This window comes from Oculatella sp. LEGE 06141 (genome assembly GCF_015207605.1).
GTDB lineage: Bacteria > Cyanobacteriota > Cyanobacteriia > Elainellales > Elainellaceae > Oculatella.
This window is the reverse complement of the sequence record NZ_JADEWO010000044.1, coordinates 26,705-41,819: the sequence shown is the minus strand read 5'-3', so window position 1 is coordinate 41,819 and position 15,115 is coordinate 26,705. Positions and strand designations below refer to the sequence as shown.

Sequence of the window (15,115 nt, the reverse complement as noted above, 5' to 3'; positions counted from 1 at the left end):
TCCCTGACGCATCCTACCGTCGGCTTTTCCAGTAACCTACACGGCTCGACATGATATCCCGTTACGGATCAACTGTCGCTACCCTACGGTAAATCAGTACTGCCCATGAGATACAGATCGCACTCGCGAGCCGCCCCACGGCCTTCGTTAAACGCCCAAACCACCAGGCTTTGTCCTCGGCGGCAATCGCCTGCGGCAAACACCCCTGGGATACTGGTGGCATACTTGCCGTAGTCTGCTTTCACATTGCTGCGCGGATCGCGATCGAGTCCCAGGGCATCCAGTAACGGCTGTTCGGGCCCCAGGAAACCCATTGCCAACAACACAAGCTGTGCTGGAATTACCTTCTCAGTGCCAGGAACGGGCTGCGGAACGAACTGGCCTTGTTCATTGCGTTGCCACTCCACCTGGACGGTGTGAACGGCTTTAACATTGCCATTTTCGTCCCCTTCAAACTGAGTAGCGGTCGTGGTATAGACCCGTGGATCGGTTCCAAACTGAGCGGCGGCTTCTTCCTGCCCATAGTCCATCTTGTAAACTTTAGGCCATTCCGGCCAGGGATTAGTGGCAGCCCGCTCTAATGGCGGTTGGGGCATAATTTCGAGCTGCACCAGGCTATTGCATCCGTGACGAATGGACGTTCCTACACAGTCGGTTCCGGTATCTCCACCGCCAATGATCACGACATCCTTACCCTCAGCGGAAATAAAGGTGCCGTTCGCTTTCCGATCCAAAACGGATTGTGTATTAGCCGTGAGGAATTCCATAGCAAAATGAATACCCTTTAGCTCTCGTCCGGTAATGGGAAGATCGCGAGGGCGGGTGGCTCCGGTACAGAGAACAACAGCATCAAATTCATTTAACAGGTTCTCGGCAGGGAAGTCTTTACCCACTTCGGTATTGCAAATGAACTTCACGCCCTCCTCTTCCAAAACCTTGAGACGGCGCATCACCACCGCTTCTTTGTCGAGCTTCATGTTAGGAATGCCGTACATGAGCAATCCACCGGGGCGATCGGCGCGTTCAAATACCGTCACCCCATGTCCTGCGGTGTTCAACTGTGCTGCGGCACATAGCCCCGCAGGGCCAGAGCCAATCACTGCCACCCGCTTCCCCGTGCGCCGGGTAGGAGGATGAGGCGTGATCCAGCCTTCATCCCAGCCTTTCTCGGCGATCGAATACTCGATATTCTTAATGGTGACAGGTGGATTGTTGATGCCCAGCACGCACGATCCTTCGCAGGGGGCAGGGCAAACCCGACCCGTAAATTCAGGAAAATTGTTGGTTTTGTGCAGGCGATCGAGCGCTTCCTGCCACAGACCGCGATACACCAAATCATTCCACTCTGGAATCAGGTTATTGATCGGGCAGCCGCTTGCCATGCCGCTGATCAACGTTCCCGTATGGCAGAACGGAATGCCGCAGTCCATACAGCGTGCGCCCTGGGTGCGAAGATTCTCCTCCGGCATCGGCAGATGAAACTCGTCCCAGTTATGAACGCGATCGAGCGGCGCAATTTCAGATGCCACTTCGCGCAGATACTCAATAAAGCCAGTTGGTTTTCCCATGTGTTGATCGGTGGTAATTGGTTGCTGGTAATTCGTCAATGATCAATGATTGGGCATTAAATGGGTCTAATCCACTCCCCATCAACTTCCTCCAATCCGCGCAACGTCCCGAGCATTGGCTTCAAAGGCAGCAGTGAGGGCATCGTCGCCGCTCAGACCGTCTGCGATCGCCTCCTTAATCGCTTGCAGCACGCGCTTGTAGTCTCGTGGCATTACCTTGACAAACGTGGGCACAATGGTATCCCACTGCGCCAAAACCTGCGCGGCTTTCTGGCTGTGGGTGTAGTCAGCATGACGTTGAATCATCTGATACAGGTCTTGAATTTCCTCTGGGTCTTCCAGCGTTTCTAGACCGACCATCTGAGTATTGCAGCGGGTGGCAAAGTCGCCTGCTTCATCGAGAATATAGGCCACGCCGCCGCTCATGCCAGCCGCAAAGTTGCGTCCGGTTACACCAAGAATCACGACCTTGCCACCCGTCATGTATTCACAACCGTGATCGCCCACCGCTTCTACTACAGCCGTTACGCCAGAGTTGCGGACGCAGAATCGCTCACCCGCCATGCCGCGAATGTAGGCTTCACCGCTGGTTGCGCCATAGAAAGCAACGTTCCCCGTGATAATGTTTTCCTCGGCCACAAAGGTAGAGGCAACGGGCGGGTAAAGAATAATTTTGCCGCCGCTGAGTCCTTTGCCGAGGTAATCATTGGCATCACCTTCCAGTTCCAGCGTTACACCTTTGGGCACGAATGCGCCAAAGCTCTGCCCCGCACTGCCCTGAAAATGCAGGTGAATGGTGTCTTCCGGAAGACCATGCCAGTGGCGTTTGGTGATTTCATTGCCGAGAATGGTACCCACCACCCGATTCACGTTTTTAATTGGCAGGGTGGCGCTCACTTTCTCGCCGCGTTCGATCGCAGGTCGGCATTTGTCCAGCAATACAGTGAGATCCAGAGACTTGGCGAGGCCGTGATCCTGGGGAATCTGGCAGTAGCGCCCAATCTCTTCCCCCACCTCTGGCTGGTAGAGAATCGTGGAAACATCTAACCCCTTTGCTTTCCAATGATCAACGGCTTTCTTTGGCTCCAGCACATCGGTACGACCCACCATTTCATTGAGTGTGCGGAAGCCAAGCTGTGCCATCAGTTCTCGCACATCCTGAGCAATAAACTTCATGAAGTTGACGGTATGGTCTGGATCGCCTGTAAAAGCGGCTCGGAGCTGCGGATCTTGCGTGGCAACGCCAACGGGGCAGGTGTTGAGATGGCAAACGCGCATCATAATACAGCCCAACGTTACCAGGGGAGCCGTTGCAAATCCGAACTCCTCCGCCCCCAGCAGTGCCGCAATCACGACATCGCGTCCCGTTTTCATCTGCCCATCCGTTTCTACAGTGATGCGAGAACGGAGGTTATTCAAGACCAGGGTTTGGTGAGTTTCGGCCAGCCCCAGTTCCCAGGGCAATCCAGCGTGCTTGATGGAGGTTTGCGGTGATGCTCCGGTACCGCCATCGTACCCGGAGATTAGCACCACATCGGCATGGGCTTTAGCCACCCCAGCGGCGATCGTCCCTACTCCCACTTCCGATACCAGCTTGACGCTAATCCGCGCCTCTCGGTTAGCATTCTTCAGATCGTGAATTAGCTCCGCCAGGTCTTCGATCGAGTAAATATCGTGGTGCGGCGGCGGCGAAATCAGCCCCACTCCTGGGGTAGAGTGTCGCACCTTGGCAATCCAGGGATACACCTTCTTGCCGGGAAGTTGCCCTCCTTCGCCAGGTTTTGCCCCCTGCGCCATTTTGATTTGTACTTCCTTGGCCTGCGATAAATAGAGACTTGTGACCCCAAACCGCCCTGATGCCACCTGTTTGATCGCACTGTTTTTAGAATCGCCCCGTTCGTTCGTCCAGGTGTAGCGATCGGGGTCTTCCCCCCCTTCGCCCGTATTGGACTTACCGCCAATCCGGTTCATGGCGATCGCCAATGCCTCATGCGCTTCCTTGGAAATAGAACCGTAGCTCATGGCTCCCGTTTTAAACCGGGTCATGATGGACTCGATCGGCTCCACTTCTTCGATTGGCACGGGTTGACGCGGCTTAAACTCCAGCAGTCCTCGCAGCGTAAAGTGTTTCTGCGTCTGTTCATTCACCAGAGCCGCATACGTCTGATACAGGTCGTACTGCCCACTCCGGACAGCCCGTTGCAAGGTATGAATCGTCTGGGGACTGAACAGGTGAGCTTCCCCTTCCTTGCGCCACTGATATTCGCCACCCACATCCAGGGTATGACCATTCACCTGCCGTTCTGGGAAAGCGTGTCTGTGCCGCAAAATTGCTTCTTGCGCCAGCACCTCCAGCCCAACGCCAGCAATGCGTGAGGTAGTCCAGGTAAAGTAGCGATCGACCACCGTACGATTCAGCCCGATCGCCTCAAACACCTGCGCTCCCCGGTAGCTTTGCAGCGTTGAAATGCCGATCTTTGAAGCAACCTTAATCACACCCTTGGTTGCCGCTTTGATGTAGTTCTTACAGGCCGTCTTCGTATCGACGTTGACCAGCAACCCGTCCTGGATCATGTCATCGATCGTCTCAAAGGCCAGGTATGGATTAATGGCACCGCAGCCGTAGCCCATCAGCAAGGCGTAATGATGCACCTCACGCGGCTCCCCCGATTCCAGCACAATGCCGACGCGGGTGCGCGTGCCTTCCCGGATCAGGTGGTGATGCAAGCCCGACACGGCCAGCAATGCCGGAATAGGAGCATTCTCCTGGTCAACGTTGCGATCGCTCAAGATCAGGATACTGACCCCATCGGCGATCGCCCGATCGGCCTGGGTAAAGATCTGCTCCATCACGGTTTCCAAACCCTTTACCCCCTCTTTGGGATGAAACAGAATCGGCAGGGTAATGGACTTAAAATTGCCCTCTGATACCGATTTGAGCTTCGCCAACTCTTCATTGGTAAGAATAGGGGTCTTCAGCTTGATCAGATGGCAGCTCTCTGGCTCTGGCTTCAGCAGGTTGCGCTCAGAGCCAATTGTGGTTTCGGCAGAGGTGACAATCTCCTCTCGAATGGAGTCAATCGGCGGATTGGTAACTTGAGCAAACAACTGCTGGAAGTAGTCGTACAGCAGTTTCGGTCGATCCGAGAGAACAGATAACGGCGTATCGGCTCCCATTGCTCCAACGGCCTCCACGCCATCTCGCGCCATTGGGGTTAGCAGCAGCCGCAGTTCCTCAAAGGTGTAGCCAAATGCCATCTGACGTTGGAGTAGGGGCAGGGAATTCCAGGTTCCCAACTCAAATTCAGGCGCGTCCTTCAGGTTGGCTAGATCTACCAAATGCTGATTAATCCACTCCCGGTAAGGATGCTCAGATACAATGCTGTTCTTGATTTCCTCATCGGCAACGATGCGGCCTTCCTCCATGTTGACCAGGAACATCCGTCCGGGCTGTAATCGCCCCTTCAACGCCACTCGCTCTGGCTCAATCGGCAGCACTCCGGCTTCTGAAGCCATGATCACCAGATCGTCTTTAGTGACGTAATAGCGGGAGGGACGTAGCCCATTGCGATCGAGTACTGCCCCCATCATCGTGCCGTCTGTAAACGCGATCGAGGCTGGGCCATCCCACGGTTCCATTAAGCAGGAATGGTATTCGTAGAACGCCTTTTTCTCATCGCTCATCGATTCGTGTGCCGTCCACGGTTCTGGAATCATCATCATCATGGCGTGGGGCAAGGAGCGTCCTGCCAGCACCATCAGTTCCAGCGCATTATCAAAAATTAGAGAATCACTGCCGTCTACATTAATGATCGGGTGAGCCTTCTTTAAGTCATCACCAAACAGCTCCGACTCAAATAGCGATTGGCGGGCGTGCATCCAGTTCATGTTGCCGCGCAGAGTGTTGATTTCGCCGTTGTGGGCAATGTAGCGATACGGATGCGATCGCTCCCAACTGGGAAAGGTGTTGGTGCTAAAGCGAGAATGAACCAGTCCTAGCGCACTTTCCAGATCAGGATCGTGTAAATCTGGATAATACTGCCCTACCTGTTCTGGCATCAGCATTCCCTTGTAAACCAGGGTGCGGGCAGACAGGCTCGATGGATACCAGTAGGAATCAATCTGCGATGTACGGATTATGCTGTGCGATCGCTTGCGAATTACGTAGAGCTTGCGCTCAAAGGCCAGATCGTCCAGCAGGTTAGCGGCACGCTGGATGAACACCTGCTGCATAAACGGTTCGCTTGATTTGGCCGTGTCCCCCAGTGAAGCGTGATTGGTGGGAACATCGCGCCAACCCAGCACCGACTGTCCCTCTTCTGCCACAATTTGCTCAAACAGGTGACGGCTTTTTTGCCGCGTTGCCGCATCGGGAGAGGCGTAAATCATGCCAACGCCATACTGCCCCACCTCTGGGAGCGTGATGTTTTCTGCCGCTGTCACCTTTTTAAGAAACTTGTGCGGCACCTGCATCAAAATTCCCGCCCCGTCGCCTGTGTTGGCCTCGGCACCGCAGGCACCCCGGTGGTCAAGGTTCAAGAGAATGGTTAACGCCTGTTCGACGATCGCGTGGGATTGTTCTCCCTTCATGTGCACAATAAATCCAACGCCGCATGCATCATGCTCAAATTGCGGATCGTACAGACCTTGCTTGGGTGGCAGTTCGTTACGTTTCATTTTGACGTTCGGGCGTGATAAAGAAGGGTGATCTAGAGAATAGAAAACCGTTACCTCTAGTAGATGGATTCTCTAACAAAGGTCGCGTTAGCGGTCAGGTCTTAAGGAAATTGTCACATCTAGCCGTTTAACTCTTAATTCGTTATTAAACGGTTAAATAGCGCTCAAATAAGGCTCTAAAGTAGTCTGGTTTTACTCCTGGATGGCTTGATAGAACCGCACTTCGGCCTCAGTTACTCCAATTAGCACCTCTGTCTTAATAGTTGACAAAGAGTATTTTTCGCTACTTTTTACCGTAGAGCCAACTCCAAAAAATCTTCCTGCCGTCTGGAAGGAAAGTAATATTTCTTATTGATATTTCAAAACATTGATTATTGCCGCAGGAATTTCGATCGCGACCAGATCGCGAATAAGTTTGATTAATTTTCAACCAGTGTAAAGAACTGAGACAATCTGTGACATCATAACGGCTTTCATTGAAATTGTGGCGATCATACCTTGTATGGCACAGTCACCCCTTCATCAACTGCTGGAGAGCGTGACAAAGACGTGATTAAGGAACAGAAGACAATGTCAGTTTCTCCTCAAACCGTCTACGACAATCTCAACCTGCTGGAGCAGGAAGATATCATTAAAAGCGCTGTCTATCGGCAGTGGGCACAAGAGGTGTTGGCCGATCCCAATGTTAGCTTGAGCTGGCGGCAGGCGATCGCCGCTCGATTGAACCACGCGAACCATCTTCTGGCTATCCTGACGGCTGGGGGAGACGATAGCTACTAATAGCTACTAAATGAGCAGCGCCCCAATTCTCTAATTCAACGATTCGCACGTAGACACTGCGCTGTTGCCCCGACAAACGGTATCCTGCATTAGTATATGCACTTAAGGATTGTTTGTCTGGAGGAGCTCTATGGCTAAGCGACGCCTCCCACAACGTGAGCAGCGCAGCACAGTGCCGCCTTCGCCTCAAGATAAGTTCCAGGCGCAACTGCAAACTCTGCTAAAACAGCAGAACTATCGTCAGGCGTTGGATGAAATTCATAAAGCCCAACGCTCTCAGCCTGAACTGGTTGTGTCCCCGTCAGAAGCCGAAATTTGGGTACTCCGAGGCAAGCAGGACTTTAATAAGGAGGAGTTTAAGCCAGCCAGCACATCGTTTCGTCAGGCGTTGCAGCTAGGCTTAATGGGTGAACCCCACTATTGGTTAGCCAAATGTTTGTTAGCCATGAAGCGCCTGGATGAGGCGATCGCCCTGATTCGTCCGGTCTTTGAGGATGGCACTTTACCGAAAAACTACAGTATTTGTTATCCCAAACTGCTGTTGCTCAAGGGCGACATTGAAACCGTCGAACATCTGTTGCATAAACAGGCTAAACGCTTTCCAGCCCCACAGCAGCACTGGCTGCGCGGCATCCTGGCACTGAAGGCTCAGCAACCGGAAGCGGCTCTGGTATCTTTCCAGAAGATCAAGCATCCTCTGACACCGGGCGATCGTCCCGACATCTGGCAGGTGTACACCCAACAGACCCTGGGTAACTGGGATGCAGCAGCGCTCCAACTGGGGTTAGGACTCCAAACCCGTAGTTTGTGGGGATCAACTCTGGGGCTGCCAACCTATACAAGGCATCCCGCCCTACAGCGCCTAGCTCTGCGGCAACAGGTGACCACCGGGCAGCTACCGCTACAGCAGATGCAATTTCGGTTAGACAGCCAGTTTCCGGGTGAAGTGTTGGATATCTTGTCCATGCTTGAGTTCATTGACAAGGATAATCCTCACGAAGCGGCTCATGTGTTGCTTAAGCTCGATCGCCGCTCCAACCGATTTCCAGAACTCGCCACTCTGCGTCCTGCTCTGTTAGCTCTGGCCGGGGAACAGGCGGCATCTCAAGGGGAAGTAGGGTGTGCTTCGGAGTTTTGGCAGCGATTATATCGGGAGCAACCCTTTGATCCAATACTGACCGTCAATTTGATGAAAGTCCTGGATCTGAACGGGGACTATCAGGCGTTACAGCGGTTGTTGACCCGACTGCTGAAGTGGCTGGAGCAAGAGTTTAAACAGAACCCGCAAGACTGGCCAGAGGAGCGCCGCAAAGTAACGCTCACCTATGGTCATTGTCGGCTGGCAGATACCTGGATGTCGTTAGGACGAGAGCGAGCCGCAATGGGTGAACTGCAAGCCGCAGAACGCATTGACCCGCGATCGCCAGAGGTGATTGGGCGGCATGGATTGGTTGCTGTCATGGACGGTCGCTCTGACGAGGCCCTTTCCTTACTGACCCAGGCACTAGAAGCGGGATGTCGTTCCCAAGAAGTCTATATGGTTCTGGTTGATACCTTGAAGAAATTGGGTAAATCAGAAGCGGCTTTGGAAACGCGTCGCCGCTTTGGAAAGAAATTTGGGGATCTCAATCCGGTCGCGGATGTAGAGGTTTTGCCCTGGGTGGATGCGCTGTCCACCCGTGATTATTCTCTTTTCAGCCATTTAGTAGAGAGTAGCGTTGAACTCGATCCGGCACTCCAAGCCTGCCAGATCTTTGTAGAGGAGGCTCAGGGAGAACCCAACTCCGGGGGCAAGGTGTCGCTCAATCAAACGGCAGCCGTGCAGGAATGGGAGGAATTGCTGCAAGACTTGTCTCCCCAAGAGCAAGTGCCAACCTTACAGGCGATCTCCCTTTCCATCCTGCTGTTTGCCAAACGAGAAAAGGGAATTGCTGCGCTCATTACCCAATACATGCTGAAGCTATTTGAACTGGGGGATCAACAACCAGAAGCCAGGGAAGCTCATCTCGTGATCCTAACCCTCAAAGAGCGTGACCCCAAAAAACTGCAAACTCCTCTACAGTTCTATCTCAACACCCAGCCGCAACCGGGTAATGCCCTGGCTCACATCCAGCTCCAGGTACGCCGCTACACCCAGAGCATTCTTCAGGATCAAATGTTACGCCCCTTTATTGAAGAGGCTCTGACGCGAGAACCCCAAAATCCATTGCTCCTGCTGGCAAAGGCTACAACTTATCCCCCCGACTCTTCAAATTACGAAACGTTTAAGCAGCAAGGCTTTGAGGTTGCCCGCCGTCTTCAGGATGCCAAAGCATTGCAAGCGTTTCGGGAAGAACAGGCATTCCTCAATGCTCAGGAGGTACAGCAATTCCTCCCCGATCCTGCCACCTTTGAGGGCTTTGATTCATCCGATGTGGATGATCTGCTGGAGAATATGATTCGTAAGATGTTGGGCAGTCAGGTTCCCCCAGGTGAACTGAAACGGATGCTTCCAGAACTGAAACAAATGATGATGAACGACATGCCCGACTTTGATGAGGAAGACGATGATCTGGACTCTGGTTTCGGATTTCCTCCGGGCGGGTTTGCTTCTACTTCCAAGAAGTCGCCAAAGCGTAAACGCCGATAACCTCCTTCCGTTTAAACGCTAGCACCTCACCTTCAACCCTACTTCAACCATGTCTTCTCACTACGATCGCCTCGGCATTTCCCCCACGGCTACGCCTGCTGAAGTCAAAGCTGCCTACCACGCCAAGCTTAAGGAATTTCCGGCTCATCGGCATCCAGACGAATTTAAAGCTATCCGAGCCGCCTATGATGCCATTCGCAAAGGGGGTTCACCTGAAACCGATGATTTTTTCTTTCTGGTTCGTCCCATTAAAGCCACAATTGATCCGGCTAATTTACAACAATTGCGACAGCGGATCAGCGGTGTGGTAGAGATGAGTTTAGAGGAATTGATTCAGGACACGTTTTAAGGTTGGAGTCAATCAAGTCACCATGGTGGATCAGCAACGTTTATTTGAAAGGTTTTTCGGTCTGCTCCAGAATGAACCCTCACTACCAGAGTATTTGGGGGAAGAACCTGAATCAGTCACGCCGTTCGATCCGTATCAGATGGTGGCAGAGTGGATGGCTTTACGCCATGAGATGAAACAGCAAGGGAAGCTCTTACAGGCAACGCAAAACACACTCCAACAGGCTTTAGAGGGAGTACAGGCAGAGAAAAACCATCTGCAACAACCGCTCGAAGCCAACCCCAAACAGGGCGTTCAGATTGACCCAAAACCTCTATGGCGTGACTTGCTGAGTGTACTGGATGCGCTTGATCAGGCGTGTACCCATTGGCAAGAACAAATTGAAGCCCTTTCCCAACTGCCAGAGCAACCTGCAAGCGCCCCTCAGCCCTGGTGGCAGCGGTGGATACAGCCGTTAACCCAGCCCCAACTGCCTGATGCTGCGTCTACCACATCCTCGTTGCGTGAGGTTTTGCTCAGTAACCAGCAGGGAGTCAACTTGATTCGGCGATCGCTCCTCGATGTTCTCCGGCAACGGCAGGTGACTCCCATTGAGGCGCAAGGCACTCCCTTTAATCCACAAACCATGTATGCGATAGGGCGACAGGAAAGCGCATCCATTCCAGAAAACACCGTTGTTCAAGAAGTGGTGCGAGGCTATTGGTGGGGCGATCAAGTTCTGCGGGAGGCACAGGTCATTGTTGCCGTCAAACAACGTGAGCAATGATGCAAAAATACCAATAACGCACCAGACACTCCAGACTCAGCCATTGATCTTCACTTAACTAAATTATGGGCAGAACCGTTGGCATTGATTTGGGCACAACTAATTCTGAGGTGGCGATCGTCGAAAACGGTCAGGCACGCGTCTTGCCAGGAGATGACGGCGATCTGATGTTGCCCTCCTGTGTTGGCTTTAGTGATACAGGAAAACTGGTTGTGGGTCGCGAAGCCCTGCGTCAGTATGCCGCCGCACCCGATCGCACTGTCCGCTCGATCAAGCGTTGGATGGGTACGGATCATAAAACAACGCTGCGTGTTGGTGGCACCGAATCAGATGAGACACGCGACTATTTGCCCCACGAAATCTCGGCCATGATTTTGCGTGCCCTCAAGCAACGAGCCGAAACCACGCTGGGAGAAGACGTGACTCAGGCTGTGATTACAGTGCCAGCCTATTTTACCGATGCCCAACGGCAGGCGACTAAAACTGCTGGAGAGATTGCGGGTCTGGAGGTGCTGCAAATTATCAATGAGCCAACCGCAGCGGCTTTGACCTATGACGTGCGATCGGAGGAAACCGAACAGGTATTGGTGTATGACCTGGGGGGTGGCACCTTTGATGTCTCGGTGGTGGAGATTACCGGAGACGTAACGGAAGTGCTGGCTAGCCACGGTAACAATCGGTTAGGGGGCGATGATTTCGATCGACGGCTGCAACTGCACCTGGCAGAGCGATTTCGGCAGACGCACAGTGTTGATGTGCCAGACGATTTAGCGACTCAAGCGCGGTTGCTGCGAGCCGCAGAACAGGTGAAAATCACGCTCAGTTCCCACGCCTTTGCTTCGGTTCGAGAAGCGTTTTTGGGCAGTAAGGGCAAGACCGCCCTGCATCTGGAAACTGAAATTGCTCGATCTGATTTTGAAGAGTTGATTCGTCCATTGCTGGAAGAAACCTTAGAGGCGATCGACCGGGCGCTGGCTGATGCCGATCTGGAGCCAGAGGATCTGGATCGGGTGATTTTAGTCGGCGGTTCCACCCGCATTCCTCTGGTGCAGCAGATGGTAGAGGAGCATTTAGGCCAGTCTCCGGTGGATGGTGTGCAGCCTGATTTGTGTGTGGCGTTGGGTGCCGCTCTGCAAGCGGGTGTTCTAATGGGTGAGGCGGTTGAGGCCATTCTGGTCGATGTCATTCCTCATTCGCTTGGCATCTCAGCAGCCGTCACAACCCCGATTGGCGTCATGCCGGGATTCTTTAGTGTCATTATTCCGCGCAACAGTGTTGTACCCGTTTCCCGTTCTGAGATCTATTCCACCGTTTCTGATGACCAACCGGCGGTTGAAATCGAAATCTTTCAGGGTGAAAACCAAGTGGCTGAAGAAAACGTGCCGCTCGGTTCCTATCGAGTGGAGGGACTGGCTCCTGGCCCCGCAGGCAGTCATCAAATTGAGGTGAATTTTGACTTTGATTTGAATGGTATTCTCACGGTGACCACGACTGAAAAAGGCAAAGGACAACAGGGCACGCTGGTTGTGAATTATGAAGGAATTCAGCGGCTTTCCAGCCATGAACTAAAGCAAGCCAGAGCCGATTTGGATGCCCTGTTTGAAGCGGATGAGACGATCGCCACCGCAGCCATCCCGCTTGATCCCGAACTGACCGCGTTAATCGAGCGGGCGCAGCAAAGCCTGACCACCCTCGCCCCGGAGCAAGCAGAGGAACTGCAAAACTTATTGGATCAGCTTGAAACGGCGATCGCCATCGGTGAAACTGACCCGATCGCCGATCTTCAGGAAGAGTTAGCAGACTTTCTCTACTACGCCACGACCAATAATCCTTAAATAGATTGCAATGAAATGTCCCGTTTGTCGCGCCACCTATCATCCCGCCTCACGAAATCGGAAGCCAAGTGGCAATGAAGACAACGCCTCGCTCCGCGCTTCTTCCCCTCTTTGCCGCCGCTGTGGTGTTGATCTGTCTCCGTTGATTCACCTTCACGACCAGGCCATCTGGCATCATCGGCAGGCCGTTCAGGCATTCAAAGCAGGTGATTATCCCACTGCAATGAGCCGGAATGATCAGGCGTTAGCGCTCCACTTCAACCATGCCGATTTTCATATCCTGGCTGGACAACTTTGGGCATTACAAGGAGAGTTGGGGAAGGCGATCGCAGCCTGGAAAAAAGCGCAGCAGCTTAATCCTGATCACCCAATGGCAAGTGCCTTGCTGCAATGCTTAATGGAGGTGGCTAATTCGCAGGCATGATACTGGATCAAAGTGACTTCTCACCCAGAAATGAGGTTGTTGATCGTTGGGTGTGAGGTTCTATCAGGTCATGGATGGCCAGGGCTAGATACTGTAAAAGCAGAGGCGATCGCGCGATCGCCTCTGCCTTTAAAACTGTGTAGAAGAGGGTTGAGCTAGAGAGGGAGACATTGGAAACGCTGGATGCATCAGGATTCAGCGGCTCCATCTGTGTGCGGCAAATTCATTCCAGGAGCGATCGCTGGTGATGTTGGCACGGTCTTGAGCCTGTTGTTTGTACCAGATTTGCACCTCTTCTTCTGTGTAACACGTCAAGGATCGTCCGGTGCGGGGGTTGTAAACTGTCCAAACGTCTTGACCCTGGTGATTGCGCTTCTGCGAAATCTGAAGCTTGGTCGATTCTTCTGCTGCGATCGCAAACTGTTCTAAAAAGGCTTGAACGTTGGCAGCACTCATAACGTTGAGCCATGCTGTACTCAAGCCGGAAAAGCCAGTAATCGTTCGTTGTAGTGGTTTCGGTGATAGGGTTTGCGCTTCATCTAAATCCCGGCTGTCGTTCCGTTGGGATTGGTTTGCAGGTACAGGGAGATAACGGTGAATGAAAGACATTTTTGAACATCCTTTGGCTGGGAGCTTGATTGCATAGTCTCAAAATAACGAAGCAGAGAGCTTGTCTCATCTGATAAATGTCACAGCATAACCATTACATTTGTCACAGTCCATTTATCACAGTCCATTTATCACAGTCCATTTGTCACAGCCTGACTGACTCGAAGCGAGTGTGAAATGTGCTGTGAGCCGTTTCATTCATTAGGTTGACGCTGTACCACAGCAGTAATGATGCCAATGCCAAACGCACCCAGGATGGCAAACCCCAAAAATAGCTGGCTGCCCTCAAAGATGCCTGCCCCTGCCGCAACCCATAGCGGTTTGGCAACCAGGATACTGACGAGCAGAGCTAATAAATAGGTTTGCCAGCGTGTTTGAGTTAGCCCTACAGCGTAGGCTACAAAATCAAACAGCCCGGTCATTAACAGGCCCATCATCAGAAAAACGTTTCGTTCTAAATGCCGTCGGCCAAGGCGATCGACCTTATCCATGAATTGTTGCCCAACAAACCGTTCTACTAAACCGCGTCCATATCGACGGGCAATGTAGAAATTGAACGTACAGGAGGCTAAATCAGCCAGGGCAACGATCAGCAATCCCTGAGCAAATCCAAACAGTCCTCCTGCTAAAACCGCATAGGCTGTTCCTGGCAGAATTGGCACAATGACACTGGTAAAACGCAACCCAAAGACAACGGCAGGTGCCCAAATGCCAAATTGATCAACCTGATCTCGGATTCGCTGGAGGCCAACCTGATTAATGAGTCCAATAACCGCTACAAACAGAAGGCCGATCAAAACCCATCGCAACACTTTTAAAATGTTAAGTTTCATCTAGTTCAATGATTCAAGTTCAAGTCCATTGGCTTTACATTAAATTGTGTAACTTAAGTGGTTAACGTGCCACAAAAGGGGCGCTTGCTGTCTCGTTTGCTGAGGCTATCCCGATTGGAAATTGGGCGATCGCTTTCAGACATCACGCTATTGTCTATCAATGCCTTTTTCAGGCTGAGTTTCAGTGCTGGCGATCGCTTTTGTTTTAAACAATGTGGTGTTTGAAATGAGATGTAGATAATCATGACGAATTGTAATTGCGTGGCGATCGGTTCCTGTGTCGCTTCATATACTGAACGTGTTCCCATCGTTTGTGATACTCAAAGAGGAGGTCCATGATGGTTCATACTTACGAGGTTTATGTTGATATCAAAGAATACTTTGAATCGACCAGTAACCAGGCTCGCATTGCAACAGCACGCTACGAAATTGATGCCGAGACGAAAGCCAAAGCAGATAACCGCGTCCTGGGGCAAGTTAGAAGCGATTACCCTAGAGCGACTGAATATGATGTTAGAGTGACGCGGGTGCTGAAGTAAGCACGCTGGTATCACGCTGTATCCTGTTTCGGGCAATCTCTCGCTGACCCAGTACGGTCAGGCTATATCAAGAGTGCTGTGTAATGGTTGTATTGATTAGTACAGC

The 15,115-nt window shown here is 52.2% G+C and carries 13 protein-coding genes; 7 read left to right on the top strand and 6 right to left on the bottom strand.

Translation table 11 applies throughout. The features are described from left to right. Positions 1-83: 83 nt before the first annotated feature. Both gltD and gltB read right to left on the bottom strand, forming a co-directional pair. Positions 84-1,568, bottom strand: coding sequence for a glutamate synthase small subunit (gene gltD / locus IQ268_RS23535; RefSeq protein WP_193884303.1), 1,485 nt, complete (start codon positions 1,566-1,568; stop codon positions 84-86). A gap of 81 nt (positions 1,569-1,649) precedes the next feature. Next, complete coding sequence (gene gltB, locus IQ268_RS23530; RefSeq protein WP_193884301.1) at positions 1,650-6,245, bottom strand: glutamate synthase large subunit; 4,596 nt, start codon at positions 6,243-6,245, stop codon at positions 1,650-1,652. A 570-nt stretch (positions 6,246-6,815) separates the two neighbouring features. Here gltB and IQ268_RS23525 point away from each other — a divergent pair. The 6 genes from IQ268_RS23525 (at position 6,816) to IQ268_RS23500 (ending at position 13,028) form a co-directional block, all read left to right on the top strand. After that, positions 6,816-7,025 (top strand): hypothetical protein, encoded by a 210-nt coding sequence (locus tag IQ268_RS23525; RefSeq protein ID WP_193884299.1) that lies wholly within the window; start codon positions 6,816-6,818, stop codon positions 7,023-7,025. Between the two features lie 130 nt (positions 7,026-7,155). Beyond that, complete coding sequence (locus IQ268_RS23520; RefSeq protein WP_193884297.1) at positions 7,156-9,654, top strand: hypothetical protein; 2,499 nt, start codon at positions 7,156-7,158, stop codon at positions 9,652-9,654. A gap of 49 nt (positions 9,655-9,703) precedes the next feature. Next, positions 9,704-10,003: a J domain-containing protein gene (locus tag IQ268_RS23515; RefSeq protein ID WP_193884295.1), complete on the top strand. Its 300-nt coding sequence runs from the start codon at positions 9,704-9,706 to the stop codon at positions 10,001-10,003. Positions 10,004-10,025: 22 nt separating this feature from the next. Next, entirely contained in the window at positions 10,026-10,769 is a 744-nt protein-coding gene (gene grpE / locus IQ268_RS23510; protein ID WP_193884293.1) for a nucleotide exchange factor GrpE, read from the top strand. A gap of 65 nt (positions 10,770-10,834) precedes the next feature. Next, complete coding sequence (locus IQ268_RS23505) at positions 10,835-12,604, top strand: Hsp70 family protein (RefSeq protein WP_193884291.1); 1,770 nt, start codon at positions 10,835-10,837, stop codon at positions 12,602-12,604. A 10-nt stretch (positions 12,605-12,614) separates the two neighbouring features. Then, positions 12,615-13,028, top strand: coding sequence for a lipopolysaccharide assembly protein LapB (locus IQ268_RS23500; RefSeq protein WP_193884288.1), 414 nt, complete (start codon positions 12,615-12,617; stop codon positions 13,026-13,028). 7 nt (positions 13,029-13,035) lie between these two features. On the opposite strand, the gene IQ268_RS23495 is transcribed toward IQ268_RS23500, so the two are convergent. The 4 genes from IQ268_RS23495 to IQ268_RS23480 all read right to left on the bottom strand — a co-directional run bounded on the left by IQ268_RS23495 (position 13,036) and on the right by IQ268_RS23480 (position 14,778). Further along, positions 13,036-13,236, bottom strand: coding sequence for a hypothetical protein (locus IQ268_RS23495; RefSeq protein WP_193884286.1), 201 nt, complete (start codon positions 13,234-13,236; stop codon positions 13,036-13,038). After that, positions 13,224-13,637, bottom strand: a complete 414-nt coding sequence (locus tag IQ268_RS23490) for a hypothetical protein (protein WP_193884284.1) — start codon at positions 13,635-13,637, stop codon at positions 13,224-13,226. Before IQ268_RS23490 ends, IQ268_RS23495 begins: the two co-directional genes overlap by 13 nt. A gap of 194 nt (positions 13,638-13,831) precedes the next feature. Then, positions 13,832-14,470 (bottom strand): TVP38/TMEM64 family protein, encoded by a 639-nt coding sequence (locus tag IQ268_RS23485; RefSeq protein ID WP_193884282.1) that lies wholly within the window; start codon positions 14,468-14,470, stop codon positions 13,832-13,834. A gap of 53 nt (positions 14,471-14,523) precedes the next feature. Then, positions 14,524-14,778, bottom strand: coding sequence for a hypothetical protein (locus tag IQ268_RS23480; RefSeq protein ID WP_193884280.1), 255 nt, complete (start codon positions 14,776-14,778; stop codon positions 14,524-14,526). A gap of 30 nt (positions 14,779-14,808) precedes the next feature. Between IQ268_RS23480 and IQ268_RS23475 the strand changes: the two genes are divergently transcribed. After that, positions 14,809-15,009, top strand: coding sequence for a hypothetical protein (locus tag IQ268_RS23475; protein ID WP_193884329.1), 201 nt, complete (start codon positions 14,809-14,811; stop codon positions 15,007-15,009). Positions 15,010-15,115 lie beyond the last annotated feature (106 nt).

What these genes read in the sequence shown, in the direction of transcription:
- gltD (WP_193884303.1), bottom strand. Translation starts at nt 1,568, where the DNA reads ATGGGAAAACCAACTGGCTTTATTGAGTATCTGCGCGAAGTGGCATCT.
- IQ268_RS23485 (WP_193884282.1), bottom strand. Translation starts at nt 14,470, where the DNA reads ATGAAACTTAACATTTTAAAAGTGTTGCGATGGGTTTTGATCGGCCTT.
- grpE (WP_193884293.1), top strand. Translation starts at nt 10,026, where the DNA reads ATGGTGGATCAGCAACGTTTATTTGAAAGGTTTTTCGGTCTGCTCCAG.
- IQ268_RS23480 (WP_193884280.1), bottom strand. Translation starts at nt 14,778, where the DNA reads ATGGGAACACGTTCAGTATATGAAGCGACACAGGAACCGATCGCCACG.
- IQ268_RS23525 (WP_193884299.1), top strand. Translation starts at nt 6,816, where the DNA reads ATGTCAGTTTCTCCTCAAACCGTCTACGACAATCTCAACCTGCTGGAG.
- gltB (WP_193884301.1), bottom strand. Translation starts at nt 6,245, where the DNA reads ATGAAACGTAACGAACTGCCACCCAAGCAAGGTCTGTACGATCCGCAA.
- IQ268_RS23500 (WP_193884288.1), top strand. Translation starts at nt 12,615, where the DNA reads ATGAAATGTCCCGTTTGTCGCGCCACCTATCATCCCGCCTCACGAAAT.
- IQ268_RS23490 (WP_193884284.1), bottom strand. Translation starts at nt 13,637, where the DNA reads ATGTCTTTCATTCACCGTTATCTCCCTGTACCTGCAAACCAATCCCAA.
- IQ268_RS23505 (WP_193884291.1), top strand. Translation starts at nt 10,835, where the DNA reads ATGGGCAGAACCGTTGGCATTGATTTGGGCACAACTAATTCTGAGGTG.
- IQ268_RS23515 (WP_193884295.1), top strand. Translation starts at nt 9,704, where the DNA reads ATGTCTTCTCACTACGATCGCCTCGGCATTTCCCCCACGGCTACGCCT.
- IQ268_RS23520 (WP_193884297.1), top strand. Translation starts at nt 7,156, where the DNA reads ATGGCTAAGCGACGCCTCCCACAACGTGAGCAGCGCAGCACAGTGCCG.
- IQ268_RS23475 (WP_193884329.1), top strand. Translation starts at nt 14,809, where the DNA reads ATGGTTCATACTTACGAGGTTTATGTTGATATCAAAGAATACTTTGAA.
- IQ268_RS23495 (WP_193884286.1), bottom strand. Translation starts at nt 13,236, where the DNA reads ATGGAGCCGCTGAATCCTGATGCATCCAGCGTTTCCAATGTCTCCCTC.